General features: G+C 67.0%; 21 protein-coding genes, 1 tRNA gene and 1 pseudogene. 14 read left to right on the forward strand and 9 right to left on the reverse strand.

Features of this window, described 5'->3' with window-relative positions; all coding sequences use genetic code 11:
• Window positions 1–181 precede the first annotated feature (181 nt).
• A complete protein-coding gene (gene selD, locus DESTE_RS00760; protein ID WP_084559293.1) occupies window positions 182–1234 on the reverse strand; it encodes a selenide, water dikinase SelD in 1053 nt (350 codons plus the stop codon).
• Window positions 1231–2193 carry a selenium metabolism-associated LysR family transcriptional regulator gene (locus tag DESTE_RS00765; RefSeq protein ID WP_035063986.1) on the reverse strand — a complete coding sequence of 321 codons (963 nt, stop codon included), beginning with the start codon at window positions 2191–2193 and terminating at the stop codon, window positions 1231–1233. The genes selD and DESTE_RS00765 overlap by 4 nt, the downstream gene beginning before the upstream one ends.
• A gap of 306 nt (window positions 2194–2499) precedes the next feature.
• Here DESTE_RS00765 and DESTE_RS00770 point away from each other — a divergent pair.
• From DESTE_RS00770 to lon, 5 genes and pseudogenes are all read left to right on the forward strand, one after another.
• Window positions 2500–2584, forward strand: a tRNA-Leu gene (locus DESTE_RS00770).
• Between the two features lie 81 nt (window positions 2585–2665).
• Entirely contained in the window at window positions 2666–3964 is a 1299-nt protein-coding gene (gene tig, locus DESTE_RS00775) for a trigger factor (RefSeq protein WP_035063988.1), read from the forward strand.
• Window positions 3965–4566: 602 nt separating this feature from the next.
• A pseudogene (gene clpP / locus DESTE_RS00780) lies at window positions 4567–5175 on the forward strand (ATP-dependent Clp endopeptidase proteolytic subunit ClpP); the annotation flags it as partial.
• 7 nt (window positions 5176–5182) lie between these two features.
• The gene (clpX, locus tag DESTE_RS00785; protein ID WP_035063993.1) at window positions 5183–6436 is read left to right on the forward strand and encodes an ATP-dependent Clp protease ATP-binding subunit ClpX; all 1254 of its coding nucleotides are present in this window, start codon (window positions 5183–5185) and stop codon (window positions 6434–6436) included.
• A gap of 362 nt (window positions 6437–6798) precedes the next feature.
• A complete protein-coding gene (gene lon / locus DESTE_RS00790) occupies window positions 6799–9258 on the forward strand; it encodes an endopeptidase La (protein ID WP_035063995.1) in 2460 nt (819 codons plus the stop codon).
• A 283-nt stretch (window positions 9259–9541) separates the two neighbouring features.
• On the opposite strand, the gene DESTE_RS00795 is transcribed toward lon, so the two are convergent.
• From DESTE_RS00795 to DESTE_RS00805, 3 genes are read right to left on the reverse strand one after another with little or no spacing between them, the layout of a single operon-like run.
• On the reverse strand, window positions 9542–10117 hold the full coding sequence (locus DESTE_RS00795; protein ID WP_035063998.1) for a FlgO family outer membrane protein: 576 nt from the start codon (window positions 10115–10117) through the stop codon (window positions 9542–9544).
• Window positions 10118–10139: 22 nt separating this feature from the next.
• The gene (locus DESTE_RS00800; protein ID WP_245590674.1) at window positions 10140–10421 is read right to left on the reverse strand and encodes a YfgM family protein; all 282 of its coding nucleotides are present in this window, start codon (window positions 10419–10421) and stop codon (window positions 10140–10142) included.
• A gap of 2 nt (window positions 10422–10423) precedes the next feature.
• Window positions 10424–11359 (reverse strand): FlgO family outer membrane protein, encoded by a 936-nt coding sequence (locus tag DESTE_RS00805; RefSeq protein WP_035064000.1) that lies wholly within the window; start codon window positions 11357–11359, stop codon window positions 10424–10426.
• Between the two features lie 681 nt (window positions 11360–12040).
• Between DESTE_RS00805 and DESTE_RS00810 the strand changes: the two genes are divergently transcribed.
• From DESTE_RS00810 to DESTE_RS00840, 7 genes are all read left to right on the forward strand, one after another.
• Window positions 12041–12310, forward strand: coding sequence for a TM1266 family iron-only hydrogenase system putative regulator (locus DESTE_RS00810; RefSeq protein WP_035064003.1), 270 nt, complete (start codon window positions 12041–12043; stop codon window positions 12308–12310).
• 33 nt (window positions 12311–12343) lie between these two features.
• Window positions 12344–13753 (forward strand): [FeFe] hydrogenase H-cluster radical SAM maturase HydG, encoded by a 1410-nt coding sequence (hydG, locus tag DESTE_RS00815; RefSeq protein WP_035064005.1) that lies wholly within the window; start codon window positions 12344–12346, stop codon window positions 13751–13753.
• Between the two features lie 127 nt (window positions 13754–13880).
• Window positions 13881–15452 (forward strand): aspartate ammonia-lyase, encoded by a 1572-nt coding sequence (locus tag DESTE_RS00820; protein ID WP_084559294.1) that lies wholly within the window; start codon window positions 13881–13883, stop codon window positions 15450–15452.
• Window positions 15449–16492, forward strand: coding sequence for a [FeFe] hydrogenase H-cluster radical SAM maturase HydE (gene hydE / locus DESTE_RS00825; protein ID WP_245590675.1), 1044 nt, complete (start codon window positions 15449–15451; stop codon window positions 16490–16492). Before DESTE_RS00820 ends, hydE begins: the two co-directional genes overlap by 4 nt.
• A complete protein-coding gene (gene hydF, locus DESTE_RS00830) occupies window positions 16414–17664 on the forward strand; it encodes a [FeFe] hydrogenase H-cluster maturation GTPase HydF (RefSeq protein ID WP_035064007.1) in 1251 nt (416 codons plus the stop codon). Before hydE ends, hydF begins: the two co-directional genes overlap by 79 nt.
• Before the next feature lie 124 nt (window positions 17665–17788).
• Window positions 17789–19054: a [FeFe] hydrogenase, group A gene (locus DESTE_RS00835; protein ID WP_035064009.1), complete on the forward strand. Its 1266-nt coding sequence runs from the start codon at window positions 17789–17791 to the stop codon at window positions 19052–19054.
• A gap of 11 nt (window positions 19055–19065) precedes the next feature.
• Entirely contained in the window at window positions 19066–19440 is a 375-nt protein-coding gene (locus tag DESTE_RS00840; protein WP_035064012.1) for an iron hydrogenase small subunit, read from the forward strand.
• Window positions 19441–19763: 323 nt separating this feature from the next.
• Here the strand turns inward: DESTE_RS00840 and DESTE_RS00845 are convergent, their stop codons facing one another.
• Genes DESTE_RS00845 through DESTE_RS00860 form a run of 4 tightly spaced genes read right to left on the reverse strand, consistent with a single transcriptional unit; the run spans window position 19764 to window position 23055 of the window.
• Window positions 19764–20231 (reverse strand): Fur family transcriptional regulator, encoded by a 468-nt coding sequence (locus tag DESTE_RS00845; RefSeq protein WP_084559296.1) that lies wholly within the window; start codon window positions 20229–20231, stop codon window positions 19764–19766.
• Entirely contained in the window at window positions 20228–21079 is an 852-nt protein-coding gene (locus tag DESTE_RS00850) for a metal ABC transporter permease (RefSeq protein ID WP_035064014.1), read from the reverse strand. Before DESTE_RS00850 ends, DESTE_RS00845 begins: the two co-directional genes overlap by 4 nt.
• Entirely contained in the window at window positions 21079–21999 is a 921-nt protein-coding gene (locus tag DESTE_RS00855; protein ID WP_084559297.1) for a metal ABC transporter ATP-binding protein, read from the reverse strand. The genes DESTE_RS00850 and DESTE_RS00855 overlap by 1 nt, the downstream gene beginning before the upstream one ends.
• Window positions 22000–22005: 6 nt before the next feature.
• Window positions 22006–23055: a metal ABC transporter solute-binding protein, Zn/Mn family gene (locus DESTE_RS00860; protein ID WP_035064015.1), complete on the reverse strand. Its 1050-nt coding sequence runs from the start codon at window positions 23053–23055 to the stop codon at window positions 22006–22008.
• A 364-nt stretch (window positions 23056–23419) separates the two neighbouring features.
• Here DESTE_RS00860 and ispG point away from each other — a divergent pair, with 364 nt between their 5' ends.
• Window positions 23420–24511, forward strand: a complete 1092-nt coding sequence (gene ispG, locus DESTE_RS00865) for a flavodoxin-dependent (E)-4-hydroxy-3-methylbut-2-enyl-diphosphate synthase (protein ID WP_035064016.1) — start codon at window positions 23420–23422, stop codon at window positions 24509–24511.
• Complete coding sequence (locus DESTE_RS00870) at window positions 24511–26247, forward strand: proline--tRNA ligase (RefSeq protein ID WP_035064018.1); 1737 nt, start codon at window positions 24511–24513, stop codon at window positions 26245–26247. The genes ispG and DESTE_RS00870 overlap by 1 nt, the downstream gene beginning before the upstream one ends.
• The last annotated feature ends 1 nt before the right edge of the window (window position 26248 follow it).

A 26248-nucleotide genomic window follows, 5' to 3' on the forward strand; every position in this document is an offset into this window, starting at 1 on the left:
TTGGCGGGCGGTCAGTTAATATACGAATCGATGATCGGTGGATTGGAGCAGCTGGAGTTGGAGAGGGGTTGGTTGATCGTTTGCTACAGCATATGGAAAATAAGGATTATGACGTCATCGCGTGCGCTTCTGCAATGGAAATAGTATTAGACGGCTATTATCCTGAATAAGCGCCGTTTATTCAGCGCAGCAGCAAGCGCAGGCCGCCCGGCAGCTGTTCCAGCACTTCGCCCACGGGGTAGGCGGGGTCGCCGGTTTCGGCCAGCAGTGCCGTCGCCCGGTCCACCTGGGCCTGCGGCACGGCCAGCACCATGCCGCCCGAGGTCTGGGCATCGAAGGCCACGTCGGCCAGGACGGGGCTTACGCCCGGTTCTATCCGTACGTGCTTGTGGCAGTATGCGCGATTGGCGTGGCTGCCTTCCGGCACCAGCCCCATGCCGGCCAGGTCGAGCACGCCGGGCAGCACGGGCAGGGCGCCAGTGTCCAGGGCCACGGTGACCCCGGAGGCTCCGGCCATTTCCATGCAGTGCCCGCCAAGGCCGAAGCCGGTGACGTCGGTGGCGGCCTTTAGCCGCAACTCGCGAATGACCCGGCCTGCGCCCTTGTTCAGGCGCGAGGCCCAGTGAAACAGGTTTTCCTCGTACTCGTCGCAACCGGGCCAGTTGGCCTTGACGGCGGTGGCCAGGATGCCGGTGCCCAGCGGCTTGGTGAGCAGCAGGCGGTCGCCGGGGCGCAATCCGGCGTTGGAGGCGATGACATTCGGATCGATGAGGCCCGTGACGGACAGGCCGTACTTGATCTCGTCGTCTTCCACGCTGTGGCCGCCGACCAGCGCAGCGCCCGCCTCGCGCAATGCGTCGGACCCGCCGCGCAGGATGTCGGCCAGGATGGATTCCGGCAGCCGCTTTACCGGAAAGCAGACGATGTTCATGGCGCACCACGGCTCACCGCCCATGGCGTAGACGTCGGACAGGGCGTTGGCCGCGGCAATGCGCCCGAAGCGGTACGGGTCGTTGACGATGGGCGTGAAGAAGTCCAACGTCTGCACGATGGATTGTCCACCGGGCAGACGCACGACGGCTGCGTCCTCGTTGTGACGCGTGCCCACGATGACCCTGTCTTCAACGGACGGGTCGCGCGGCAGTCCCGCCAGGATGCGCTCCAGGTCCCCCGGAGCCACCTTGGCGGCTCAACCGGCGGCCTTGACCGAATCGACCAGACGGATGCGGCTCATGCCTTGTCCTTGTGGCGTCCCTTGTTGTTGGCTGCTTCAGCGCCCGGTGCCTGGCCGTTGCGCAGGTGGCGGGTATGTTCGCCGAGGAAGGCGGCAAAGGCCACCGCCGCCGGGAACTGATGCCGCCGTGCATGGCGCACGGAGTGGAATTGCCGCGCCGGACGGCAGTCGTCCAGTTGCAGTTCCACCAGTTCGCCCCGGGCGATGCTTTCGGCCACGGCCAGGCGCGAGGTGGCGCTGACCCCAAGGCCCGCGCGCACGTACTGCACCACGGCCTGGGTACTGTCCACCACCAGGGCTACCGGCAACCGCCGCACGTCCATGCCTGCGGCGGCCAGCGCCTCGGCAAAGGTGCGCCGCGTGCCGGACCCGGCCTCGCGCATGATCCACGGCCATTGGGCCAGTTCCTCGACCTGCACGTGGCGCCTGCCGCCCGCCAGTTCCGGCGTGGCCACCACCACCAGTTCATCGTCCACCAGCGGTTCGAACACCAGGTCGGGGTGCTGTTCCACCGCGCCCACCAGGCCCAGCATCAGTTCTCCGTCCGTGACGCGCTGCACGATGTCCGCCGTGTCGCCCACGCGCAGGTGCACGCGCACCGAAGGGTAGGCGCGCACGAACCCGGCAATGATCTCCGGCAGGACATGATGCGCGGGTATGGTGCTGCCGCCGACCACCAGATCGCCGCTGACCTCGTCGCGCAACTGGCCGATCTCGGCCTCTGCGGCGGCAAGGCTGGCAAACGCCTCCGACGCGCGCCGGTAGAGCACCTCTCCGGCGGGCGTGGGCAGCACCTGCCGACCCATGCGGTCCAGCAGGCGCACGCCCAGTTCCTTTTCCAGTGCAAGGACGTGCGCGCTGATGGTGGGTTGGGACAGGAACAGGTCCGCCCCGGCCCGAGAGAAGCTGCGCAGTTCGTAGACCTTGCAGAATGCTTCGAGTCTTCTGAAATCCAGCATGCTGATTGTGTATATTGATGAAAACGATACGTCAAGAAAGCTGGCGGGTTGGAATCCATCTTTCTCATGCGTGCCGGGGGTTGCCAGGCGAAGGCGGGCTCACGCGGCACGGTCCCCGGTGCGCGTGCGTGCGTCCGTCCGGAGCGTCGCCACTGTCCCGGCACGGGCTTGCGCTCCGTGGGCACAAATGGTAAAGGAGCGGGCTTTCCGAAGCGTTGTCGAACCGTCGCCGGACCGCCTTCCGCCATGCGCACAGCCGCATGGGGGCGCCGCCGGGCTGGCGGCTTCGGATCGCGCCGTCGCACTGCCGGGGTGGCGGAACTGGTATACGCGCTGGTCTTAGAAGCCAGTGGTTCACACCATGCGGGTTCAATCCCCGCCCCCGGCACCAGCGCCGCCGCGCCGCTTTCCCGCAACGGGGCAGGGCCGGGGCGCCGGGCACCAATCAGACTTTCACAAGGAGCGCTGCACCATGGAATATACCGTCGAAGATCTTTCCCCGGTCAAGAAAAAGGTCAACATCTCGGTGCCGGTCGAAGAGGTGGAGGCCGCCCTGTCCGCCGCCATCGCCATGTACCGCACCAACATGAGCCTCGACGGGTTCCGCAAGGGCAAGGTGCCCGCGAATCTGGTCGAAAGCCGCTTCCGCAAGGAAATCTACGGCGAGGCCACCCAGGACCTCGTCAACGTGCATATCAACGAAGTGATGACCGCGCTGGACGCCAACCCCATCTCGCGCATCGATTTCGACGGCGGCCAGCTGGAACGCGGCACCCCGTTCGAATACAGCATCTCCTTCGAAGTGCTGCCCGAATTCGACCTGCCCGACTACGACGGCTTTGCCGTGGAGCAGGAAAAGGCCGTGGTGGACGAGAAGGAAGTGGACGAGGTCATCACCCGCATCCGCACCAACATGGCCGAACTGGTGCCCGTGGCCGAAGCGCGCCCCGGCAATGACGGCGACGTGGTGGTGCTGGACTTCGCCGCGTTCGAGAACGGCGAGCCGGTGGAAGGCATCAGCGCCGAGAACTTCCAGATGAACCTTGGCGACCGCCAGGCCCTGGAAGACTTCGAGAACCTGGTGAAGACCCTGGCCCCCGGCCAGGAGGGCGAAGGCCCCCTGAACTTCCCGGCGGACTTCATCAACCCCGACTTCGCGGGCAAGAGCCTGACCGTCAAGGTCAAGGTGCATGCCGTGAAGGAACGCCGCCTGCCCGAGGCCAACGACGACCTGGCCCAGAAGGCCGGTGGCTTCGAGTCCATGGACAAGATGCGCGAGGCGGTCACCTCTTCCTACATGCAGAGCCGCACCCAACTGGTGAAGGCCACCGCCCAGAAGACCATGCTGGACAAACTGCTGAAGATGGTGGACTTCCCCCTGCCCGAATCCATGGTGGACATGTACGTCGGCCACCTGCTGGACGACATGCGCTCCAAGCTGGAACGCCAGGGCAAGAGCATGGAGTCCCTGGGCAAGAAGCCCGAGGAACTGCGCGCCGAAGTGCGTCCCGAAGCCGAGCAGGTGACCCGCACCCAGATCTTCCTGCTGCGCGCCGCCCGCAAGGAAAGCGTGGAAGTGAACGAGCAGGAGATCGACGCCCAGCTCCAGCAGATCGCCATGCGCTCCGGCCAGGACTACAATGCCCTGAAGGACTACTACATCAAGAACAACCTGATCTTCTCGTTGCGCGACCGCATGCTGGCCGACAAGGCCATGGACGCCATCTACGAGAAGGCCACCGTGACCGAGGTGGAGCCCGCCGCGAAGTAGCGGCCGCTTTGCCCGCGCACGCGAACCGGCCCGCCCGGTTCATGAACGCACGTTCGGAGCAGGGGGGGTGCACCCGCACCTTCCCTGCCCTTGTTTTCGCGGGTGTTTCGTAAAGCATCGCGACTTTCGGCCGACAAGACGGGGGAAGGGCGCAAGGTGACGGGCGTTCCCGTCCACGGAATACGGGGCACGGCCTTGCCGTCGGCGACTCCCCGCATCCGCGTGCAGATGGCCGGGAGGCCGGTCCGCCACAGCCGCCTTGTGGTGCGGGGCGGTCTTCTGCTATCCTTCGGGCAACGAGTCAGTTCCGCACCGGCCACGCGCGCCCAGCGGCCGTTCCGGCCATGTCCGGTCATGTCCGGCCAGTCCGGTCATGTTCGGTCACCTCCGGACGCGGTGTGGCTGTGCCGGTGCCGGGTGCGCGTCAGCCCATGCATCAGGCCGTCAGGGCATCTGGTGGCGGGATCCGGAATCCAGAGTCCGGAGTCTGGAACCCGCTGATCGTCCGGACCCGGAATCACCAAACGCATACGGCGGCACGCGGCGGCACGCGGCAGCACGCGGCAGCACGCGGCAGTTCACGCCGATACACGCAGGAGAGGCACATGCCAGTTCCCATAGTCATCGAGACCTCGGGCCGTTCCGAACGCGCCTACGACATCTATTCGCGCCTGCTGAAGGACCGCATCATCCTGCTCGGCACCCCCATCGACGACCAGATCGCCTCGCTCATCTGCGCGCAGCTGCTGTTCCTCGAATCGGAAAACCCCGAGAAGGAAATCTACCTGTACATCAACTCGCCGGGCGGCGCGGTGACGGCGGGCATGGCCATCTACGACACCATGCAGTACATCACCTCGCCCGTGGCCACCCTGTGCCTGGGCCAGGCCGCCAGCATGGGCGCGCTGCTGCTGGCCGCCGGAGCCCCCGGCATGCGCCACGCGCTGCCCAACAGCCGCATCATGATCCACCAGCCCTCGGGCGGCTTCTCCGGGCAGGCCAGCGACATCGACATTCATGCCCGCGAAGTGCTGCGCATGAAGGCCAACCTGAACGAAATCATGGCCCGCCACACCGGCCAGCCCGTGGAACGGGTTGCCGACGACACCGAGCGTGATTACTTCATGGGACCCGCCGAGGCCAAGGAATACGGCATTATCGACAGCATCCTCACCTCGCGGCGGGATGCCACGCAGAACCAAGCGAAGTAGGTACATCATGGCCAATACCAAGGGCGGCTCGGAACGCGAGCTGCGTTGTTCCTTCTGCGGCAAGGGGCAGGACGCCGTGCAGCGCCTCATTGCCGGGCCCGGCGTCTACATCTGCGACGAATGCGTCTCGCTCTGCAACGAGATCATCGCGCAGGAGCACATCACCGAAACGGTGGAAGAGGGCAAGCTGCTCACTCCCGCCGAGATCAAGGCCAAGCTCGACGAGTACGTGATCGGCCAGCACCAGGCCAAGAAGATCCTGTCCGTGGCGGTGCACAACCACTACAAGCGGGTCTTTTTCGCCAGCGCCCTCGGCGGCGAGGTGGAACTGGAAAAGAGCAACATCCTGCTCATCGGTCCTTCCGGCAGCGGCAAGACCCTGCTGGCCAAGACCCTGGCCCGCGTGCTGAAGGTGCCCTTCGCCATTGCCGACGCCACCACCCTGACCGAAGCCGGCTACGTGGGCGAAGACGTGGAAAACATCCTCGTCCAGCTGCTCCAGAATGCCGACTACGACATCGAGGCGGCGTCCAAGGGCATCATCTACATCGATGAAATCGACAAGATCTCCCGCAAGGGCGACGGTCCCTCCATCACCCGCGACGTGTCGGGCGAAGGGGTGCAGCAGGCCCTCCTGAAGATCATCGAAGGCACCGAGGCCAACATCCCGCCCAAGGGCGGGCGCAAGCACCCGCAGCAGGAATTCATCAGGATGGACACCTCGAACATCCTGTTCATCCTTGGCGGGGCGTTCATCGGGCTGGACAAGCTGATCGGGCAGCGCATCGGCGGCGGGGCCATGGGCTTCGGCGCCAAGGTCGCCACCCGCAAGGATCTGCCCTTTGGCGAACTGCTGGGCCAGGTGCATCCCAACGACCTCGTGAAGTTCGGCCTGATTCCCGAATTCGTGGGTCGTATCCCCGTGGTGACCCACGTGGAGGAACTGAGCGAGGACGACCTGGTGCGCATCCTCACCGAGCCCAAGAACGCGCTGGTGCGCCAGTACCAGAAGCTGTTCGAACTGGACAAGGTGAGCCTGCGCTTCACCGCCAACGCGCTGAAGAGCATCGCCAGCCAGGCCATCGAGCGCAAGACCGGCGCGCGCGGCCTGCGCAACGTCATGGAATCGGTGATGCTCGACATCATGTACAAGCTGCCCTCGCAGCAGGACATCAAGGAGTGCGTCATCAACCGCGCCGTGGTGGAGAAAAGCCGCGAACCGGTGATGATCTACCACACCGAGGCCAAGACCGGCTCCTAGTGAATGCAACGGCGCGGTCCGCAAGGGCCGCGCCGTTATGGTTTCGCCCCACGCGCCTGCGGGGGGGGGCCTCATCGGCCTTCCGTAGGCTGCCTCCGCTCCCCTTCCTCCATATCCGGTGGGAACTTTTACGGGGGGCGCCCGTGCACGGGGCATCCGGCATGGCGCCAGCGGTGGATTTCCGCATGGTATCCCCCAAGATACCATGACGATTCCCACGGTGCCCCTGCGGTGGATGCGTTGACAACGGGAATCGGGACACTAGTTTGTGAGCATTGCGCCCCGTCTCGCACGCGGGGCTCCCGCGCCCCCTTCCGGCGCGCGGGCACCCGGCGGCCCTTGCCGCCGTTCTGGAGGAATGAATGAGCGATTTCGACGTTGATGGCGAAAAGGCCCGTCCCGTTCTGGACCTGCCGCTGATGTCGCTGCGCGAGGTGGTGATGTTCCCGCGCTCCATCGTGCCCCTGTTCGTGGGGCGCGAGGCGTCCATACGGGCCATCGAGAACGCCATCTCCGATTACGGCAAGAAGATATTCCTGGTGGCCCAGCGCGAGCCCGAAGTGGAAAAGCCCGGCGGCGAAGACCTGTTCGAGGTCGGCACCGTCAGCAAGATACTGCAACTGCTGCGCCTGCCCGACGGCACCATCAAGGTGCTGTTCGAAGGCCTGTACCGTGCCCGCTGGGAAGCCCTTGGCGAAGAAGGCGAGGGCGACTTTCCCCGCGCCTCCATCCTGCCCCTGCGCGAATCCGACGCCCTGACCGCAGAGTCCGAGGCTTTGGTGCGCGCCACGCAGGAAGCGCTGGAGGAATACAGCAAGATCAACAAGAAGCTGGCGCAGGAAACCCTGCTTGCCATCACCGCCATCAACACGGCGGGCCGTCTCGCCGACGCGGTGATGCCCCACCTGAAGGTGGACTACCGCAAGAAGCAGGAAGTGCTGGAACTGGAAGACCCGGTGGTGCGCCTTGAAAAGGTGTACGAGCTGCTCCAGGGCGAGATTGCCATCTCGTCCATGGAAAAGCGCATCAAGAACCGCGTCAAGAACCAGATGGAGCGCAACCAGCGCGAGTACTACCTGAACGAGCAGATCAAGGCCATCCACAAGGAAATGGGTCGCGAGGAAGACCCCCAGGCCGAGGTCAACGAGCTTGAACAGCGCCTGGCGGAAAAGAACATGCCCGACGAGGCGCGCGAGAAGGCCCTGCGCGAGATGAAGAAGCTGCGCCAGATGCCGCCTTCGTCCGCAGAGTACACCGTGGTGCGCAACTACGTGGACTGGATTCTCGACCTGCCGTGGAACACCCTGAAGGAAACCGAGATCGACATCGAGAAGGCCCGCACGGTTCTCGACGCCGATCACTACGGCCTGGAAAAGCCCAAGGAACGCATCCTTGAGTATCTGGCAGTCCAGAAGCTGGTGAACCGCCTGAAGGGCCCCATCCTGTGCCTGGTCGGCCCCCCCGGCGTGGGCAAGACCTCGCTGGCCAAGTCCGTGGCCAAGGCCACGGGCCGCGAGTTCGTGCGCCTGTCCCTGGGCGGCGTGCGCGACGAGGCCGAAATCCGCGGTCACCGGCGCACCTACGTGGGTGCGTTGCCCGGCAAGATCATCCAGTCGCTGAAGCGGGTGAAGTTCAACAACCCCCTGTTCTGCCTGGACGAAATCGACAAGATGAGCATGGACTTCCGGGGCGACCCTTCCGCCGCCCTGCTGGAAGTGCTGGACCCCGAGCAGAACAACACCTTCAACGACCACTACCTGGACATGGACTACGACCTGTCGCAGGTGTTCTTCATCACCACGGCCAACAGCCTGCATTCCATCCCCCTGCCGTTGCAGGACCGCATGGAAATCATCCGGCTGCCCGGCTACCTCGAAACGGAAAAGCGCCGCATCGCGCGCGAATTCCTGCTGCCCAAGCAGATCGAGGCGCACGGCATCAAGCCCGAGAACCTGAAGATGTCGGACAACGCCGTGCTGGAGATGATCCGCACCTACACCCGCGAGGCGGGGGTGCGTAACCTCGAGCGCGAACTGGCGGGGATATGCCGCAAGGTGGCCATGCAGATCGTCGAGGCCGATGACCTGGACAAGACGGTCACCGTCACCCGGCAGAACCTGTCCCAGTTGCTGGGCGTGAAGAAGTTCCGCTATGGCGAGCGCGAGGCCAACGCGCAGGTTGGCGTGACCACCGGCCTTGCCTGGACCGAACTTGGCGGCGAACTGCTGATGGTGGAAACCGCCCTCATGCCCGGCACCGGCAAGGTGGTCATCACCGGCAAGCTCGGCGACGTCATGACCGAATCGGCCAAGGCCGCCCTGTCCTATGTGCGCTCGCGGTCCAACATGTTCGGCCTGCGCAGCGACTTCCACAAGGACATCGACATCCATGTGCACGTGCCCGAAGGCGCCACCCCCAAGGACGGCCCCTCCGCCGGCATCACCCTGGCCACCTCGCTGGTCTCCGCGCTGCTTGGCATACCCGTGCGCAACGACGTGGCCATGACCGGCGAGATCACCCTGCGCGGTCGCGTGCTGCCCATCGGCGGCCTGCGCGAGAAGCTGCTGGCCGCCCACCGGGGCCTGATCACCAAGGTGCTCGTGCCGCGCGACAACAAGAAGGACCTCAAGGACGTCCCCGACGAAATCCTCAAGGACCTGACCATCACCTTCGTGGATCACGTGGACGAAGTGCTGCCCCTGGCCCTCGAAAGCGAGGCCGAAGCCATCTTCTCCGGACGCGCCGAAGGCCTGCCGCTCTTCCGCACCCTGCGCGAAGGCGCGGGCTGCGACGTGACCCCGCCCGTGCCCACCGCGCACTAGGCGAAATGAATGTGAGAGCGCCGGGGAGGGGACCCTTTGAAAAGGGTCTCCCTCCCCGGACCCCTCCCCCCCAAACTTTTCAATTGGCTTGGTGAACCCCCGTCGCGGAAACGCGACGGGGGCTCTTTGTTTGCGAAGTGATGCTGGGGAGAGGGGAGGATTTCGGTGCGTCAAATAGGAGCCGCCCCGTCCTGAACGGCAGGGCGGGGCGGTCCGTATCCTGGGCGTGGTGCCCGGGCCCTGGCCCTGCTGGCGCGCAGGGCTGGGCGTCGGAATTTGTAGGTCAGCGCAGGCTGGTGCCCACGCTGGGCCGGATGGGGCCAATGCGCGAGGCGTCCACCAGCAGTGGGCGCAGTTCCTCGGAAACCGGCACCGTGGCCGTGCCCATGGCCAGCACCTCGTTGGTGGGGGTGTGGATGAGCCGCATGTTGAAGCGCACGGCCTTGGGGGTGATGGTGTAGGTGCCCGCCAGAATGGCCACGCTGGCCACGTTCTGGGTGCCCAGCAGTTCCGTCTTGCGGGTCAGCAGCAGTTCGCCCGTTTCCGGCTGGAACAGGATGGTGCGGCCCTTGCGGATTTCCTGCACCCGGTAGCCCGCCTGCACGAACCAGCGGGACATTTCCTCGGCCATCTGGCGGGCCAGCCCGTTGGCGCCTTCCAGGTCGCCAAGGTCCACCGGGGTGGTGACCATGATGCTGATGCCCTTGGCGGGCGGGGCTTCCTGCCCCAGTTTGCGGGCCATCTGCACGTCCATGGCCGCAGCCATGGCGTCGGCGGCTTCGGGCACGCTGGCGGCGGCCGCCGCCAGGGGCAGCAGCAGGCCTATGGTCAGCACGAGCAGGGCGAGTATGCGCTTCATGGGATGCTCCGGAATCGCCGCGTCAGCGCAGCGTCTTTATCTGGCGGTCCACCACGTCCACTTCGCGGGCCAGGGCGTCGCGCACATCGTCCGAGCGCGCGGCGGCCAGCGCCAGCAGGTAGTGTTCGCGGGCCAGTTCGTAGCGGCCCTGAGCCTGATAGGTGCGGCCCTGATGCCAGTTGTATAGGGCCTCGTCGCTGTCCGGTACGGAGGCCACCTGCCTGCCGCATCCGCCAAGGGCGGGCAGGGCAAGGCTGGCCAGCAGCAGAAGTATGGCAGGGATGCGCATGATGGGTGCCCTCACGGCTATTTCCGGGTAGTCCGGTCGAAATCGCCGATGTTCATGGAACCGCCCGTCAACTTGCGCCCGGTGTTGGCCAGCATGCGGCCCAGCAGCCCGTTGGCGGGTGTCACCAGTTCCGCCGTGCGCAGCACCAGGCCGTCCGCCGCGCGGATCAGCCGTGCGTTGATGAACACGCTGTACTTGTCGCGGTAGTAGGTGCCCGCCACGAACACGGCCCAGCCTTCGCGCGCGGGCAGCACGCCCACGTTGCGCGACAGCAGGAATTCGCCTTCGCCCTCGCGCGGGCGCAGGGTGCCGGGCAGGCGGTATTCGCGCACGGGAAAACCGCGCTGGTTGAATTCGTAGAACAGTTGTTCCGCAATGTAGCGGCCAAGCGACGACGATTCGTCAAAGTCGTCCTGATTCACAAACGACGTTGGCAGGGCAATGTACCCCATCAGCGCGTCGTTGGGCACGGTGGCCAGCAACTGGTCCACCAGTTCACGCACCTTCAGCTTCAGTTCGCGGGCTTCCATGTAGTTGGGGTCCGCCTGGGGGCGCGGCGCGCCCTTGCTCCAGAACATGCCGCCCTGATTGTCGGGCACCATGAAGCCGTTGTCGTGGGTGACCACCGTGGACAGGGGCATGGTTTGCCCGTTCACGTTGGCCTCGCCCGATTCCCTGGCCTCCAGCGGGGCGCCGGGGTCAGCGCCGAGACGCGGCGGATGGGGCGCCATGGAGGATGGCTGCGGCGGGACGCCCTGCGACTGGCGCATCTCGGCCCCGGCGGATGTACCGCCGGGGGGCAGCAGGGGCAGGGCGGCAAGGGCCAGCCCGGTCAGGACGATACCCGTGCGGGCCAGCGCCGCAACGCCCGTGCCTGCCGTCTTGTCCTGCCCCTTGGCGGGGGTCTTCTGCGGAATATGTGACTCGCGGGGTACGCGGGATTCACGGGACATGGGTTGCCTCCGGGGGTATCCGCGCGGCGCCGGGCCGCGCGCTGCATGCCATGGGAAGGAGCGTTGACCGGCAATGGTCCTGGCGCTTCCCTCGGGATGCTTCGTTGCTCGTCCTATCGGCGGAAACACGAAAAGCTTGAGGTTGCAATCCGCACGGTCGGGGTGTTCATCGGCATGTCGCAAGCGGGCGACGGCAAGGGGGTGTGCGAAGGGGGCAATGTTTGCGGCATGCGCCAGCGGCAGGTGGTGGTGCACGCAACATTGCCCACGCCGGTGTATTGTTTGATGACACAACCCGGAATGTCGCCATTGATGAAATCTATTTTCATGATAGGCAACGTACACGAAAAATGTAGCACGAAATTGACATAGGTAACACATGAGGGTAATCGCAATAAAAAACATAACACGCAGGTCGTAACGTGCGACGCACGCTGGTGTGCGACGGACAGGGCGGCTTCGCGTGCAGGCTCGCGGTTGTTGCGGGATTACGCAGCCCGCGTGGCGGTGGCATGCCATCCGGTGCGCCGTGCACCGTCTGGCTCTCTGCCCTGCCATGTCAGGCATTCCGGGCCGTGCCCTGCCATGCCGTATCGGGCAGTATCGGGCGGATGGCGGGATGGGGACCGGCGAAATTGGTGCGGCTGGCATGACCGGCGAGCCTGGGGAGACCGGGTGGGGATGCAAGCCAACGGACAATGCAAGCGCGTGGGCGTGGTGGCGCTGCTGGTCAGCAACCGCGAGGCCTGCGCGGACAAGGTCAATGCCGTGATCAGCGAGTTCGGTTCGCTGGTCATCGGACGCATGGGGGTGCCGTACCGGGAGCGCGGAGTGGGCGTCATTTCGCTGATCGTGGACGGCACCACCGACGAACTGGGGGCGATGACGGGCAGGCTGGGGGCCATCCCCGGCGTGCGCATCAAGACGCTTCTGCTTACCGACGCGGCATGAGCCGCGCCGCCATACCGTGGAAGGAGCAGGACCATGGGCAAGGCAACGGATGCCGACAGGGACGTTTCGTGGCTTGACGACGGCTTCATCGCGGACACGCTGGCCCGCAACACCACCGAGGACGCGGGCAAGATCCGCGAGGTGCTGGCCAAGGCCCGCGAACTGGAAGGGCTGGACCACGACGACGTGGCCGCGCTGATGCACGTGCAAAGCCCCGGCCTTGTCGATGAACTGTTCGACACGGCCCGCCGGGTCAAGGAAGAGATTTACGGCAACCGGCTGGTCATGTTCGCGCCGCTGTACATCTCCAACCTGTGCGCCAACGAATGTCTGTACTGTGCGTTTCGCGCCACCAACAGGGATCTGGACCGCCGTGCCCTGTCCATGGACGAGGTGGCCGCGGAAACCCGCGTGCTGGTGCGCCAGGGCCACAAGCGGGTGCTGCTGGTGGCGGGCGAATCGTACCCCGGCGAGGGCTTCGAGTACGTGCTGAAGGCCATCGACGCGGTGTACTCGGTGCATGAGGAAAGCGGCGAGATCCGGCGGGTCAACGTCAACGTGGCCCCGCTGACGGTGGAAGACTTCACCCGGCTGAAGGAACGCGGCATCGGCACCTACCAGCTGTTCCAGGAAACCTACCATCGGCCCACCTACACCCGCGTGCATGTGGGCGGCCTGAAGCGCGACTTCGACTGGCGCGCCTCGGCCATGGACCGTGCCATGCGCGCGGGCATCGACGACGTGGGCCTGGGCGTGCTGTACGGGCTGGCCGACTGGCGGTTCGACACCCTGGCGCTGATGAGCCACATCCGCCATCTGGAAGACCGCTTCGGCGTGGGCTGCCACACCATCAGCGTGCCGCGCATCGAGCCCGCCGTGGGTTCCGAGATGGCCAGCTGTCCGCCGCAGGCCGTGACCGACGACGAATTCCGCAAGCTGGTGGCCATCCTGCGGCTGGCCGTGCCCTACACCGGGCTGATCATGTCCACGCGAGAGAACGCAGAGGTGCGCCACGCCACCCTGGCCCTTGGCGTGTCGCAGATATCGGCGGGCAGCCGCACCAACCCCGGCGGCTACACCGAGGCGGAAAAGTTCGAATCCAGCCAGTTCCAGCTCGGCGACCACCGCAGTCTTTCCGAGGTCGTGGCCGACATCGGACGCATGGGCTACATCCCCTCGTTCTGTACCGCCTGCTACCGGTTGGGCCGCACCGGGCAGGACTTCATGGACCTGGCCAAGCCCGGCCTGATCAAGGAAAAGTGCGCCCCCAACGCACTGTCCACCTTCCTCGAATACCTCATCGACTACGGCAGCCCCATGGAGCGCGAGGTGGGACAGGGCGTCATAGCCGCCGAACTCGGCTGCATGGACGACCGTACCCGCCGCGTGGCCGAACGCATGCTGGGCAAGGTGCAGGAAGGGCGCAGGGATGTCTTCTGCTGAACCCGTTGCATATGCAGGGCAGGGCACGGTGGCCGGATCGTCCGCACCTTCCGCGCCCTCCGTCCCGCTCGTGCCGTCCGGTACGAACGGGGCGGCCGTGACGCCGTCCACCGCCGGAATCCCCGGCATGGGCGGTACGATCGGCATCGCCAACCTGCCCTCGGATACCTGCGGGACGTGCAACCGCGCGGCGTACGCACCCGTCCGCGCGGAACACGACCTGCTGGGCGAAATGTCCGTGCCCGCGGATGCCTACCACGGCATCCATACCCTGCGGGCACTGGACAACTTCGCCGTTGCCGGGCGGCGCCTCCACCCGGGACTCGTGGAGGCGCTTGCCCTGGTCAAGAAGGCCTGCGCCCGCGCCAACGCCGAACTGGGCCATCTGGAGCCCCGCGTGGCCGATGCCGTATGCGCCGCCTGCGACGAGATGCTGCACGGCGATCTGGGCGCGCACGTGCTGGTTGATGCCTTGCAGGGGGGCGCGGGCACCTCGGCCAACATGAACGTCAACGAGGTGCTGGCCAACCGGGCGGAAGAATTCATGGGCGGCACGCGCGGCGCGTACCGGCTGGCGCACCCGCTGGACCACGTCAACCTGCACCAGTCCACAAATGACGTCTTTCCCACGGCGCTGCGGGTGGCGGCCATGCGCGGCCTGCGCGAACTGGAGCGGGCCGTGGCCGCGCTGCAACGCGCCTTTCAGGACCGCGAACGCGACTTCGCCGGGGTGGTCAAGCTGGGCCGTACGCAGTTGCAGGACGCCGTGCCCATGACCCTGGGGGCGGAATGCTCCGCCTGGGCGGAAGCCCTTTCGCGCGACCGCTGGCGCATCTTCAAGTGCGAGGAGCGGCTGCGCGTGGTCAACCTGGGCGGCACGGCGGTGGGCACGGGCATCACCGCCCCGCGCGACTACATCTTTCTGGTGGTGGAGCGGCTGCGCGAGGTGACCGGCCTTGGCCTGGCCCGTGCCGAGAATCTGGTGGACGCCACCCAGAACGCCGACGTGTTCGTGGAGGTTTCCGGCATCCTGAAGGCGCACGCGGTGAACCTGCTGAAGATTTCCGCCGACCTGCGGCTGCTGGCCTCCGGCCCGCGCGGTGGGCTGGGCGAACTGGCGCTGCCCGCCGTGCAGGCCGGGTCCAGCCTGATGCCCGGCAAGGTCAACCCGGTGATCTGCGAGGCTGTGGCCCAGGCGGCCATGCGCGCCCTGGGCAACGACGCGGCCCTGACCCTGGCCGCGCAGGCCGGGCAACTGGAACTGAACGCGTTCCTGCCGCTGGTGGCGGATGCGCTGCTGGACACCATTTCCATTCTCACCCGCGCCTGCGTCATGTTTCGCACCCGCTGCGTGGAAGGCATGCGGGCGGACGCGGCGGCCTGCGCGCGCCACGTGGACGATTCGTGGGGCACGGTGACCGCGCTGGTGCCGGTGCTGGGCTACGAGGGGGCCACCCGGCTGGTCGGCGTCATGCGCGAGCGCGGCTGCGGCCTGCGCGAGGCCGCGCGCCACACCGGCCTGCTGGACGAGGCCGCGCTGGAAGCGCTGCTGTCGCCCGAGGCCATGGCCCGGCTGGGAAGGCCGACAGGGCAGGCGATGCGCTCCGGCGTCCTCCGAAACGGTCGGGACAGTAGCCCTGACAATGCCCCTGGCAATGGCCGCGACGACGACCACGGCAACGGGCAGGGACGGCCATGATGCACCGCGACGAGATTCTCGGCCTGCTGTTCGAAACACCCTTCGACCAGCTTGCGGCCCGCGCCGACGCGGTTCGCCGCGAAGTTAAAGGCGACGTGGTGCACGTGCGCGGCATCGTGGAATTTTCCAATCATTGCATCCGCAATTGCGTGTACTGCGGGCTGCGCCGCGACAACGCGCAGGCGCGCCGCTACCGGCTGACCCTGCCGGAGGTGCTGACGGCGGCGGGCGAGGCTGCCGCAGCCGGGGCGGACACCGTGGTGCTGCAATCGGGCGACGATTACGGCATGGCCCCGCGCGCCCTTGCCGACATGGTGGAGGTGGTGAAGACCCGGCTGGGTCTTGCCGTCACCCTGAGCGTGGGCGAACGCCCGGCACGGGATTACGCCCTGTGGCGTGCCGCCGGGGCGGACCGCTTTCTGATGAAGCACGAGACGGCGGACGCCGCCCTGTACGCCCGTCTGCATCCCGGCAAGACGCTGGCCCAGCGGCTTGCGGCCCTGCGCCACCTGCGCGACGCGGGCTACGAGGTGGGCAGCGGGTTCATCGTGGGGGTGCCGGGGCAGCGCCCCGAATCGCTGGCCGACGACGTGCTGCTGGTGTGCGAACTGGCGGCGGACATGTGCGGGGCCGGTCCTTTCGTGCCCAACAGCGCAACCCCGCTGGCCGGGGCGGCGCACGGCCCGGTGGAACTGACCCTGCGCTGCATGGCCGCGCTGCGCATCGCCCGTCCCGGCCTGAACCTGCCCGCCACCACCGCCCTGGCCACCCTGGCCCCGCAGGACGGGCAGCTTGCCGGTCTGCACGCGGGCGGCAATGTGCTGATGCCGGGCTTCACCCCCGCAGCCCGCCGGGCGGACTACCACATTTACGACCACAAGCGGCGCGTGGACATGGACGACGCGCTGGACACCATCCGCCGGGCCGGGCGCGTGCCCGCAGCGGCGCAAGGAGCAAGGGCATGCAGGATACCCCAAGGGGACTGCGGCTGCACATCGGCATCTACGGACGCCGCAACGTCGGCAAGTCGTCGCTGCTGAACGGGCTGGTGGGGCAGGGCGCGTCCATCGTTTCGGACACGCCGGGCACCACTACCGACCCCGTGGAAAAGACGCTGGAGCTCGACCCGGTGGGCCCCGTGGTGTTCATAGACACGGCGGGCATCGACGACGAGGGGGCGCTGGGCGCGCTGCGCCGCGAACGCTCGGAGCGCGCGCTGGACCGCACCGACGTGGCCCTGCTGGTCACCGACGGCGCGTGGGGCCGCGACGAGGAGGCGCTGGCGGAGGCCTTTGCCGCGCGCAAGCTGCCGTACTTCGTGGTGGCCAACAAGGCGGACCTTGCGGACGGCACGCCCGGCGGGGCGCTGTACCCGACCGTGCGCGATGCGCTTGCCGGGCGCGGCATCCCCGTGGTGGCGGCCTCGGCCCTGCTGGGCCAGGGGCTGGACGCCGTGCGCGAGCGCATCGCCATGCTGGCCCCGGAACACGCCATCGCCCAACCGCACATGTTGTCCGACCTGGTGCCGCCGGGGGGACTCGTGGTGCTGGTGGCGCCCATCGACCTCGGCGCGCCCAGGGGGCGGCTGATCCTGCCGCAGGTGCAGGCCATCCGCGACCTGCTGGACGGCGACCAGATGTGCCTGGTGGTCAAGGAGCGCGAACTGCGCGCCGCGCTGGATCGCCTGTCCGCGCCGCCGGACCTTGTGGTGTGCGACTCGCAGGTGGTGCTGAAGGCGGCGGCGGATACCCCGCCCGGCGTGCCCCTGACCACCTTTTCCATTCTGATGGCCCGGCTGAAGGGCGACCTGGTGGAACTGGCGCGCGGGGCTGCGGCCATCGAACGGCTGGGGCCCGGCGACCGGGTGCTGATAGCCGAGGCCTGCACCCACCACCCCCTGGCCGACGACATAGGTCGGGTCAAGATTCCCCGCTGGCTGCGCCAGTATGCGGGCGGCGACATCGAAATCGACGTCGCCGCGGGCAAGGAACTTTCCGAGGACATGGCCGCTTATGCGCTGGTGGTGCATTGCGGCGGCTGCGTCATCAACCGGGGCAACATGCTGGCCCGGCTGCGCGCGGCGCGGCGGGCGGGGGTGCCCATGACCAATTACGGGCTGGCCATTTCGCTGACGCAAGGGGTGCTGCCCCGCGCGCTGGGACCGTTCCCGGCGGCGCTGGACGCCTTCCGCGCGGCGGCGAAGGACGCCTGACGCCACCCCGGTGGCGGCGGGCGGTGTCGGACCGGTACAAGGCGGCGCGGTACAAGGAGGTGTTCGGACGGCGTCGCGGGTGCCAACGACGTGATCGCAACCTACAACCACAGGAGACGTGCAGATGAGCCGTATCGAAATGGAGAAGATCTTCTACGAAGATCATTCTCCGGACCCCAAGACGGATCCCGACAAGCTCTTCTTCATCCAGATCGATGAATCGAAGTGCATCGGGTGCGACACCTGCCAGCAGTACTGCCCCACGGGCGCCATTTTCGGCGACACGGGCGACGCGCACAAGATTCCCCACGAGGAACTGTGCATCAACTGCGGCCAGTGTCTGACCCACTGCCCCGTGGGCGCCATCTACGAATCGCAGTCGTGGGTGACCGAGATCGACAAGCAGATCAAGGCCAAGGACGTCAAGGTCATCGCCATGCCCGCGCCCGCCGTGCGCTACGCCCTGGGCGACGCCTTCGGCCTGCCCGTGGGCGCCGTGACCACCGGCAAGATGTTCTCGGCGCTCAAGGAACTGGGCTTCGACCACTGCTGGGACAACGAATTCACCGCCGACGTGACCATCTGGGAAGAAGGCACCGAATTCGTGCAGCGCCTGACCAAGAAGCTGGACAAGCCGCTGCCCCAGTTCACCTCGTGCTGCCCCGGCTGGCACAAGTACGTGGAATCGCTGTATCCGGACCTGTTCCCGCACATGTCGTCGTGCAAGTCGCCCATCGGCATGCTGGGCACGCTGGCCAAGACCTACGGCGCGGACCGCATGAAGTACGACCGTTCCAAGGTGTACACCGTGTCCATCATGCCCTGCACCGCCAAGAAGTACGAAGGCATGCGCCCGCAGCTGTGGGACAGTGGCTACAAGGACATCGACGCCACCATCGACACCCGCGAACTGGCGTACATGATCAAGAAGGCCAAGATCGACTTCACCAAGCTGCCCGACGGCAAGCGCGACACCCTGATGGGTGAATCCACCGGCGGCGCGACCCTGTTCGGCGTTACCGGCGGCGTCATGGAAGCGGCCCTGCGCTACGCCTACCAGGCCGTCACCGGCAAGAAGCCGGAAAGCCTGGACTTCAAGGGCGTGCGCGGGTTGCAGGGCGTGAAGGAGGCCACGGTGAACGTGGGCGGCGTAGACGTGAAGGTGGCCGTGGTGCACGGGGCCAAGCGCTTCCATGACGTGTGCGAACTGGTGAAGGCGGGCAAGGCCCCGTGGCACTTCATCGAGTTCATGGCCTGCCCCGGCGGTTGCGTGTGCGGCGGCGGCCAGCCGGTGATGCCCGGCGTGCTCGAAGCAGCGGACCGGCGGGTTACGAAGATGTACGCGGGTCTCAAGAAGCGCTTGGCCATGGCCAGCGCCAGCCGGGCATAGGAGGAACCACCATGCAGATCGTCAACCTTACCCGGCGCGGCTTTCTGAAGGCCGCCTGCGTCGTCACCGGCGGCGCCCTGATCAGCATCCGCATGACCGGCAAGGCCGCGGCCGCCACCAAGCAGCTGAAGGACTACATGATGGACCGCATCAACGCGGTCTACGGGGCGGACGCCAGGTTCCCGGTGCGCGCCTCTCAGGACAACAAGCAGGTGCAGGAACTGTACAAGACCTTCCTTGAGCACCCCATGGGGCACAAGGCGGAGCAACTGCTGCACACCCACTGGGTGGACCGCTCCAAGGCCATCGAGCGCATGAAGGCCGAAGGGGCCTACCCCAACCCGCGCGCCAAGGAATTCGCGGGCAACACCTACCCCTACGAATAGCGGCGGGGGTGCCGCGCTGGCGTGGTGCCAGACACGACGCCCTGACGCGGGCATTGGCCCGCACCCGTGCATGATCCGACGGCCCGCCTGCGACGAGGGGAGAAAACCCCTGACACCAAGGGCGAGGTCACGGAACGAAGCGAAGATGCAGATGCATGACGGCGCAAGGGCCGGGCATCCGGATGGTTCCGGGTGCCCGGCCCTTGCGCCGTGTGTTGGGAAATGTGGCAGGAAGGTTTGGCGGCGCGGGTAAGGGAAGGGTGCGCCGCGCGCGGCGGGGGGATGTCAGGAACGGTTGCCCAGTGGAATCGGATCGAGCGGAATCAGTCCCTGCGGCACCGCCTGCACACACCGTCCAGGCGCACTTCCACGTGCTCCACGGTAACCCCGGCGGGCAGCAGGGTGGCCGCGTCCAGCGCCTTGGGCAGCGGGGGCAGGCAGGTCATCACCCCGCAACGGGTGCACTGGAAATGGCCGTGCGGCGCGTTTTCCCCCGCCGGGGCCATACAGTGCCGGAAGGCGCCGTCGGCCCCGCTGTGGCGTTGCAGGATGCCCGCTTCCACCAGCAGGTCCAGGGTGCGGTACAGGGTCACCTTGTCCATGCGGGTGGTGCGGCGCACCGCGTCCAGCAGTTCCTGCGCGGCGGGGGCATGGGGCAGGGCGGCCAGGGCCTCCAGCACGGCGATGCGGCGGGGGGTGGCTTCCAGCCCGGCGTGTTCCAGCCGGGCGCGGGCGTCGGGCTCGGCAGGGGCGTGCGGGGCGGTGGCGTGGTGATGCGCGGTGTTGGTCATGAAGCAACCTTGGCTTGCGCCCGTCGGGCGGTCTTGCGGGCCATGATGCGGCGCAGCATACCCGCGCCGGACACGGCCATGAACCCTGCCGAGGCCACGGCGATGATGGCCGCGCCGGATGTCACGTCCCAGCGGTAGGCCAGGGCCAGCCCGCCCACGCAGAACACGGTGCTCCACGCGGTGGCGGCAGCCATCATGGAGGGCAGCGAGCGGGCCGAGCGCGCCGCGATGAACGGCGGGATGGTCAGCAGGGCCATGACCAGCACCAGCCCCACCACGCGGATCAGCATCACCACGCCCACCGCCGTCATGCCCACCACCAGGTAGTGCGCGGTGCGCACCGGCAGGCCGCGCGCCTCGGCGAATTCGCGGTCGAAGGATGTCACCAGCAGGGTCTGGTGGCACAGGGCCACCACGGCCAGCAGTACGGCATCCAGCGCGGCCATCAGGTACAGGTCGGTGGCCGGCACGGCCAGGATGGACCCGAACAGAAAGCTCATCAGGTCGGCCTTGTAGCCGGGGGTAAGGTCTATGAGGATGATCCCGAAGGCCATGCCCGCCGCCCACAGCACGCCGATGGCCGTATCCGCCTTTTCGGGCCGCTTCAGCGCCACCCCGGCCATGAGCATGGACGAGGCCACGGAAAAGCCGATGGCGCTGGGCAGCACCGGCCAGCCGTAATGGAAGGCCAGCCCCACGCCACCGTAGGCCGCGTGCGACACGCCGCCAGCCAGAAACACCAGCCGGTTCACCACCACCAGGGTGCCGATGACCCCGCAGGCAATGCTGGCCAGCAAGGATGCGGCCAGGGCCTGCTGCATGAAGTCGTAGGAGAGCGCGTCGAGCATCAGGCGTCCTTTGCGGCGGGGGAGGTCTGCGAGGTGGAGGCGGTCGTGGAATCGGTGGGCGCGGCGGCGGCGGAGGGCGGCATGTCGCCCATACGCGGCAGCACCGGAAACAGCCCGGACACGGAGGAGATGAACGCCCCCATGGGGCAGGTCTTTTCGTGGTGGCCATAGAGCATGCTCAGCATGTCCGGGGTCAGCCCCGCGCCCCGGCTGTGCACCAGGGTGCGGTTGACGAAGGCCACGTTGGAGAAGGTGGACGTGGCGATGGACAGGTCGTGGCTGACCACCACCAGGGTGTGCGGGCCGCGCAGGGTGCCCAGAAATTCGAAGAAGCAGAACGAGCCCTGCGGGTCGATGGAGGCGGTGGGCTCGTCCAGCAACAGCAGTTCCGGCTGGGCCATCAGGGCGCGCGCCACCACGGCCCGCTGTCGCTGCCCGCCGGAAAGCTCGCCCACCATGCGCCGCTCCATGCCGGAAAGGCCCACCTGGTCCAACGCCTCGCGGGCGCGGTCGATGGACGCGGCATCACGTGACCAGTGGCGGCCCAGCAGGCCGCGCCGGGTGCCCGCAAGGCCCATCAGCACCACGTCCAGCACGGTGACGGGAAAGTCCAGCCGGGCCGTGGAATACTGCGGCACGTAGCCGATGCGCGGCAGCGCAGCCTGTGGTGCGCCGCCAAACAGCGTGACGCTGCCGGAACGCGGGGCCAGCAGGCCCAGCAGCAGTTTGAGCAGGGTGGTCTTGCCGCCGCCGTTGGGCCCGAGCACGGCCAGGAATTCGCCGCGCTCGACGGTAAGGTCCACGTGGTCCAGCACCGGTTCATCGCCATAGGCGAAGCACAGGTCGCGCACGGCGATGACCGGTTCGTGCGGTGTATGCGGTGCGCCCGGCATGCCGGGCGCACTGGCGGACATGTGCATGCGTGCCTACTTGTTCAGGGTTTTGGCCATGGCCTCGGCCACGCGGCGAATGTTGGCGGCCCAGTCTTCGGCCAGCGGATCGGCCTCGATGAGCGTGGCGCCCACGTTGCGGGCGATGGTTTCCGCGCCGCGTTTGGAGAACTGCGGCTGGACGAAGATGGTTTCGATCTTCTCCTTCTTGGCGAACTCCACGATGCGGGTCAACTGCTTCGGCCCCGGTTCGCGTCCCTCCACCTCTATGGCCACTTCGCGCAGGTTGTAGTTGTGGGCAAAGTAGCTCCACGCCGGGTGAAAGACCATGAAGCGGCGACGGTTTTCGGGCACGTTCTCGAACAGGCCGTTGATATGCAGGTCCAGGTCGTCCAGTTCGCGCACGAAGGCGTCGTGGTTGGCGCGGTACAGGGCGGCATGGGCCGGGTCGGCCTTGACCAGCGCGGCCTTGATGGAACCGGCCAGCACCTTCACCAGCGCGGGAGACAGCCAGATGTGCGGGTCGCCGCCTTCGTGGTGATGGTGATGACCTTCGGCGGCCTCGCCGTCATGGTGGTCGTGGTCTGCGTCATGGTCACCGTCATGATCGTGGTCATGCATTGCGTCGTGGTCATGGTCCTCGTCCATGGCGTGTTCTTCTGCCGGGGCGTGTTCTTCTTCCGGCAAAAGGTCGATGCCCTTTTCCAGGCGCACCAGGGTCATGTCCTTGCCGCCCGCCGCCGTGATGCGGTCCAGCCAGGCCTTTTCGAAGGGCACGCCGATGGTCATGTACAGTCTGGCAGCCGCCAGCCCGCGCATCTGGCTGGGTTTCGGCTCGTAGGTGTGCGGGTCTGCGCCGGGGGGCACCATCACCGTCACCTCGGCCAGGTCACCCGCGATGCGCTGGACGAAATACTTCTGCGGCAGGATGCTGACCGCCACCTGCACGGCGGCAGCGGCGCTGGCGGGCGCAACGGCGGGGGAACCGGGCACGGCAAGCAGGCCGGACAGCAGGAACAGGGAGAGCAGGGCGAATCGGGCAACCCGGGTCGGGATGGCTTTCGGAAGGGCAAAGGAGATGTTCATGGCGCCTCCGGAGGAACGGGATGAAGGGTTGAAAATGCAACTCGGTTGCATTTGAGCCATGTAGCCCTCCGTCCGTATGCTGTCAACGCAAAGGCGTGCAACGTGACGGTTCATCTTCCGGGTGCGGGGCTGGCAGGCATGTTCGCCGGTTGCCTTTTGTCGCTTTCTGGCGTCCCCCAGCCGCATGCCCTTGCCGCCGTCCCCCGTCTGCCTGCCTGCCCGTCTGTCTGCCTGTCTGGCGCGCTGTCCCGGCGGCTGGCGTGCCCTTGGCGAGCAGGGGGAAATGCAGTATGAACCATCAATTCGGCCCGCGCCTTCCGAGCACCCAGGGTGCCGCCGGGCCGTCCATTTTCAGGGACCATTCATGACCATAGAACGCAGGCGGACCCGCGAGGTCCGCATCGGCTCCGTGCGCATCGGGGGGGACAACCCCGTGGTGGTGCAGAGCATGGCCAACACCGACACCCGCGACGTGGACGCCACCGTGGCGCAAATCCGCGCGCTGTCCGCCGTGGGGTGCGAGGTGGTGCGGCTTGCCGTGCTGAACGAGGCGGCGGCTGCGGCCATCGGCCCCATTCGCGCCGCATCGCCCGTGCCGCTGGTGGCGGACATCCATTTCGATCATCGCCTGGCCGTGGCCGCGCTGGAAGCGGGCGTGGATGCCCTGCGCATCAACCCCGGCAACATCGGGGGCGAGGCCAACGTGGCCCGCGTGGTGGATGCGGCCCGCGCGCGCGGCGCGTGCATCCGGGTGGGGGTCAATTCCGGCTCGGTGGAAAGGCACCTGCTGGAACGCTTTGGCGGGCCGACGCCCGAAGCCATGGTGGAAAGCGCCCTCGGCCATGTGCGCATGCTGGAGGACCGGGGATTCGGCGACATCAAGATATCGCTCAAGTCCTCGTCGGTGCTGCACACCATAGACGCCTACCGCATGCTGGCCGAACGGTGCGATTACCCCCTGCACATCGGGGTGACAGAGGCGGGCACCATGATGCGCGGGTCGGTCAAGTCGTCCGTGGGGCTTGGCGTGCTGCTGTGGCTGGGCATTGGCGACACGCTGCGCGTTTCGCTGACCAGCGACCCGATGGAGGAAATCCCCGTGGCGTGGGAAATCCTGCGTTCGCTGGGGCTGCGCAACCGGGGGCCGGAAATCATTTCCTGTCCGACCTGCGGGCGGACGGAGATCGGCCTGATCAGCCTTGCGCAGGAGGTGGAGCGCCGCCTTGCGGGCGAGACGGAAAACTTCAAGGTGGCCGTCATGGGCTGCGCCGTGAACGGCCCCGGCGAGGCGCGCGAGGCCGACATCGGCATTGCGGGCGGGCGCGACAAAGGCATCATCTTCCGCAAGGGAGAGATCATACGAACAGTCAAGGGCGGCGCGAACCTGCTCGCCGCCTTCATGGAAGAACTCGATACGTTCCTTGCCGAACGCAAGGCAGCCAGAAAGGACAGCTGATGCGCTGGAGCAATTGCTACATCCCCACCCTGAAGGAAGCCCCGGCAGACGCCGAGGTGGTCAGCCACAAGCTGCTCACCCGCGCGGGCATGATCCGCAAGCTTACCTCGGGCATTTACATCTACATGCCGCTCGGCCTGAAGGCCATCGAGAAGACTGCCGCCATCGTGCGCGAGGAAATGAACCGCGCGGGCGCGCTGGAACTTTCCATGCCCATGGTGCAGCCCGCCGACCTGTGGCAGGAATCGGGCCGCTGGGAATTCTACGGCAAGGAACTGCTGCGCTTTCAGGACCGCAACGGGCGCGACTACTGCCTTGGACCCACGCACGAGGAAGTCATCACCGATCTCGTGCGCGGCGAGGTGCGCTCGTACCGCCAGTTGCCCATCAACCTGTACCAGATCCAGACCAAGTTCCGCGACGAGATTCGCCCGCGCTTCGGCCTGATGCGCGGCCGCGAATTCATCATGAAGGACGCCTACTCCTTCGACCGTGACGAGGCAGGGGCCGACAAGAGCTACTGGGCCATGTACGAGGCCTATCAGCAGGTGTTCAAGCGCCTTGGCCTGCGCTTCCGCGCGGTGGAGGCGGATTCCGGCTCCATCGGCGGCAGCTTCTCGCACGAGTTCATGGTGCTGGCCGATACCGGCGAGGACACCATTGCCGCCTGCACCGGCTGCCAGTACGCCGCCAACGTGGAACGCGCCGAGGTGGCCGCGCCCCCCCTGTCCGGGGGCACCGCCACGTTGCCCGCCGTGGGCGCCATCGAAGAAGTGCCCACCCCCGGCAAGCACACCGTGGAAGAGGTGTGCGCGTTCCTTGGCGTGCCGCAGTCCGCGCTGGTCAAGACGCTGATCCTGGTGGCCGACGGCAAGCCCGTGGCCGCCCTGGTGCGCGGCGACCGCGAACTGAACGACGTGAAGCTGAAGAACCTGCTGAAGTGCGACGAACTGGAACTGGCCGCGCCCGAACTGGTGCAGCAGGTTACCGGCGCGCCCGTGGGCTTTGCCGGGCCGGTGGGCCTGAACGTGGAACGCGTCTTTGCCGACCATGAACTGCTGGCCTCCGACGGCTGGATCACCGGGGCCAACAAGGGCGACACCCACCTGCGCAACGTCAGCCTGCCACGCGACGCCAAGGTCGAACGCTACGCCGACCTGCGCGTGATCACCCCCGCCGATGCCTGCCCGCGTTGCGGCCAGCCCATCGAGCTGACGCGCGGCATCGAGGTGGGCCACGTGTTCAAGCTGGGCACCAAGTACAGCGAACCCCTGAAGTGCACCTTCCTTGACGAGGACGGCAAGGAAAAGGTCATGATCATGGGCTGCTACGGCATCGGCGTGTCGCGCGTGGTGGCCTCGTGCATCGAGCAGAACCACGACGCCGACGGCATCGTGTTCCCGCCGCCCATCGCCCCGTTCGAAGCCGTGTTGTGCTGTCTGGACCCCAAGAACGGCGAAACCCTTGGCAAGGCCGAGGAATTCTACGCTGAACTCAAGGCTCAGGGCGTGGACGTCATTCTGGACGACCGCGACGAACGCCCCGGCGTCAAGTTCAAGGACGCCGACCTCGTGGGCATGCCCCTGCAACTGGTGGTCGGCGGCAAGGGCCTGGCACGCGGCATCGTGGAAGCCAAGGACCGCCGCACCGGCGAAAAGACCGAACTGCCCGTGGAAGGCTTTGCCGAAGCCTTCCGCACCTGGCGCGCCGCCGTGCGCGCGGGCTGGGGGCTGTAAG

Origin of the sequence: Nitratidesulfovibrio termitidis HI1 (genome assembly GCF_000504305.1) — a bacterium.
GTDB classification, from domain to species: domain Bacteria; phylum Desulfobacterota; class Desulfovibrionia; order Desulfovibrionales; family Desulfovibrionaceae; genus Cupidesulfovibrio; species Cupidesulfovibrio termitidis.

Excerpts from the sequence above, each read along its gene's own strand:
- hydF (WP_035064007.1), top strand. The coding sequence starts at position 16,414 with ATGCAGGATACCCCAAGGGGACTGCGGCTGCACATCGGCATCTACGGA.
- tig (WP_035063988.1), top strand. The coding sequence starts at position 2,666 with ATGGAATATACCGTCGAAGATCTTTCCCCGGTCAAGAAAAAGGTCAAC.
- DESTE_RS00855 (WP_084559297.1), bottom strand. The coding sequence starts at position 21,999 with ATGCACATGTCCGCCAGTGCGCCCGGCATGCCGGGCGCACCGCATACA.
- DESTE_RS00765 (WP_035063986.1), bottom strand. The coding sequence starts at position 2,193 with ATGCTGGATTTCAGAAGACTCGAAGCATTCTGCAAGGTCTACGAACTG.
- DESTE_RS00870 (WP_035064018.1), top strand. The coding sequence starts at position 24,511 with ATGCGCTGGAGCAATTGCTACATCCCCACCCTGAAGGAAGCCCCGGCA.
- DESTE_RS00840 (WP_035064012.1), top strand. The coding sequence starts at position 19,066 with ATGCAGATCGTCAACCTTACCCGGCGCGGCTTTCTGAAGGCCGCCTGC.
- DESTE_RS00820 (WP_084559294.1), top strand. The coding sequence starts at position 13,881 with ATGGGCGGTACGATCGGCATCGCCAACCTGCCCTCGGATACCTGCGGG.
- DESTE_RS00795 (WP_035063998.1), bottom strand. The coding sequence starts at position 10,117 with ATGAAGCGCATACTCGCCCTGCTCGTGCTGACCATAGGCCTGCTGCTG.
- hydG (WP_035064005.1), top strand. The coding sequence starts at position 12,344 with ATGGGCAAGGCAACGGATGCCGACAGGGACGTTTCGTGGCTTGACGAC.
- DESTE_RS00835 (WP_035064009.1), top strand. The coding sequence starts at position 17,789 with ATGAGCCGTATCGAAATGGAGAAGATCTTCTACGAAGATCATTCTCCG.
- DESTE_RS00810 (WP_035064003.1), top strand. The coding sequence starts at position 12,041 with ATGCAAGCCAACGGACAATGCAAGCGCGTGGGCGTGGTGGCGCTGCTG.
- DESTE_RS00845 (WP_084559296.1), bottom strand. The coding sequence starts at position 20,231 with ATGACCAACACCGCGCATCACCACGCCACCGCCCCGCACGCCCCTGCC.
- hydE (WP_245590675.1), top strand. The coding sequence starts at position 15,449 with ATGATGCACCGCGACGAGATTCTCGGCCTGCTGTTCGAAACACCCTTC.
- ispG (WP_035064016.1), top strand. The coding sequence starts at position 23,420 with ATGACCATAGAACGCAGGCGGACCCGCGAGGTCCGCATCGGCTCCGTG.
- DESTE_RS00805 (WP_035064000.1), bottom strand. The coding sequence starts at position 11,359 with ATGTCCCGTGAATCCCGCGTACCCCGCGAGTCACATATTCCGCAGAAG.
- DESTE_RS00850 (WP_035064014.1), bottom strand. The coding sequence starts at position 21,079 with ATGCTCGACGCGCTCTCCTACGACTTCATGCAGCAGGCCCTGGCCGCA.
- lon (WP_035063995.1), top strand. The coding sequence starts at position 6,799 with ATGAGCGATTTCGACGTTGATGGCGAAAAGGCCCGTCCCGTTCTGGAC.
- clpX (WP_035063993.1), top strand. The coding sequence starts at position 5,183 with ATGGCCAATACCAAGGGCGGCTCGGAACGCGAGCTGCGTTGTTCCTTC.
- DESTE_RS00860 (WP_035064015.1), bottom strand. The coding sequence starts at position 23,055 with ATGAACATCTCCTTTGCCCTTCCGAAAGCCATCCCGACCCGGGTTGCC.